The organism is Nitrospinota bacterium, assembly GCA_009873635.1.
In the GTDB taxonomy this organism is placed as follows: domain Bacteria; phylum Nitrospinota; class Nitrospinia; order Nitrospinales; family VA-1; genus LS-NOB.
This window is the reverse complement of sequence record WAHY01000001.1, coordinates 287,659-289,982: the sequence shown is the minus strand read 5'-3', so window position 1 is coordinate 289,982 and position 2,324 is coordinate 287,659. Positions and strand designations below refer to the sequence as shown.

Genomic DNA, 2,324 nt, shown 5'->3' with positions numbered 1-2,324 from the left:
ATATGCAGTCTTCATTATCAAGTTCCATAGATCGCATGGGCCAGTATCTGGGTGCGTTAGGAGTCATCGCCCTGCTCATGGGGGGTATAGGTGTTGCCATGATCGTGCGAACTTTCATGGCACAAAAGCTGGACACACTGGCCATTCTCAACTGTCTTGGTGCTTCTTCCAAAACCTTATTCAAAGTTTATCTTCTTCAATCAATGTTGATGGGTTTAGCCGGTAGCTTGTTAGGGGTAGGGCTTGGTTTCGCTCTCACTTTCCTGCTTCCACCTAAAATGGAAGGGTTGATAAACTTGAAACTTGAACCGGTTTTCTATTGGATTCCAGCTTTGCAGTCTCTGCTTCTCGGGTGCACCACAACCCTTTTGTTTTGCCTGTGGCCCTTAATCCGGGCAGTAAGAACTCGTCCTCTACGCCTTTTCCGCAGGAATCTTGATGAGGAAGAAAAACAAAGTACCCGTTGGGAAGGGTGGCTTTCCACTCTGACACTGGGTCTTGGTCTGGCCGCAATGATTTGCTGGCAGGCAGAATCTATCAAACGCGGCTTGATTTTTTTGTCCGCCCTGTTGATTTCTGCAGGTGTGCTTGCCCTGGCATCTCTCTTCTTCTTGAAACTTTTGAAAGCCCTTCCCCAGTCTGGTTCCATAGCCCGCCGTTATGGAATGTCAAATCTCAGGCGGCCCAATAACCAGGCCACATCAATCATCACATGCCTGGGAATGGGAATCATGTTGATCCTTACTGTGCGACTCGTGCAGATGGATATGCTGGCCATGTTGAACAAAAATACTGAGTTGAGTCCACCTAATTATTTTTTCATAGATATCCAGAACGACCAGAAAGAAATATTCACCGAGGTGGTTGACCAGATCGCACCGGAAGCAGAGCAAACCCTTACGCCTCTCGTTCGCTCTCGCCTGCAAAGTATAGATGGGAAATTGACCGCCAATTGGCAATATAAAGACAGGAAACGGGAAGAATGGTTCATCAACCGTGAGTTCGTATTGACCTATATGGCAGGACCTCCTCCAAAAGACAACGAGGTTATCAAAGGTGAATGGTGGGATGAGACCCGAGCAAAAAACGCGGAAGTGTCTCTCGAAGAGGACGCGGCAAGAAGATTGAACGCTAAAATAGGCTCGGAACTCACTGTTGATATCCAGGGCATCCCTGTCACGGCCACCGTGACCAGCATTCGAAAAGTAAACTGGCGTAATATGCGCACAAATTTTTACATGATCTATTCTCCGGGAGCCCTTGAGGGTGCTCCGCTGACTTATGTGGCAACAGTCAACGTACCAGACTCCAAAGAGCTGGAGCTGCAACACGCCATAGTCGAAGCTTTACCGAACATCACAGCATTGAGTACCCGTGATATTGTCGATACGGTTGAATCAACTGTAACCAGACTGACAACACTTGTAGATTTCATGTCAGGATTCGCCATTGCCGCCGGACTGTTCATCCTTTCCGGCTCGATCGCCTCGACCAAGTTCCGTCGCCTTCGGGAATCCGCTATATTAAAAATACTGGGAGCCCGTCGCAAAGTCGTCTCCTCCATTCTGGGAATCGAATATGCCACACTGGGAGTCATCTCAGCGCTTGTAGGTATAGCACTGGCGCAAGGACTCTCCTGGGCGGTAATGAAATATATGATTAAATCTGACTGGCATGTACAACCTGTTACAATGGCCTGGGCATTTTCATTTGCTGTCCTGATCACTGTAGCAACCGGAATCCTGAGCAGTCTTGATGTGATACGCGATAAACCCTTGAAAACCCTCAGGGAAAGTGAAAACTGATTAAGAAGGGATACGTATAATGTTCATAAGAATTGCCATCATTATCTTCGTCATGCTTAACTCAGTATTCGTCTGGGCAGAGCCTTATGTGGCACCCCCCTGGGTTCCACCGCCACCGCCAGAGTCAAGGGTTCACCTCGTCGACAATAACGATGGAACGTTGACCGAAACCAAAACCAATTTAATGTGGACCCAAAAAGACAGCTATGCCGATCTTGGAAAATGTTTGAACTGGCATCAGGCAAAAGAATATGTCGAGAACCTGGAAACAGGCGGCTATAAAGACTGGCGACTACCCTTCATCAGTGAATATGGAATGATTTATGACAATACCAAAGAAAACGTCATGGCATGGGACCATGACCCGAACCAACCTCTTGCCCTTTCAGAGCTATTCGCCGATGGGGCGGCTTACTGGTATTGGTCTGCAGACTATGACGATAACGAACTGACAGATTGTTGCGCCCGTACCGCTTATTTTGTAACAGGACGCTCTTTCTGGCGCAACCTCAGCAATTG

2 protein-coding genes are annotated in these 2,324 nt (G+C 47.8%); both read left to right on the top strand.

What is annotated here, in order from left to right; translation table 11 throughout:
- Positions 1–1,805: FtsX-like permease family protein (locus F3741_01625; protein MZG29497.1), on the top strand; the 1,805-nt coding region annotated here is incomplete at its 5' end.
- A gap of 19 nt (positions 1,806–1,824) precedes the next feature.
- Positions 1,825–2,324, top strand: a 500-nt coding sequence (locus F3741_01620) for a DUF1566 domain-containing protein (protein MZG29496.1), incomplete at its 3' end; no start/stop codon positions are given.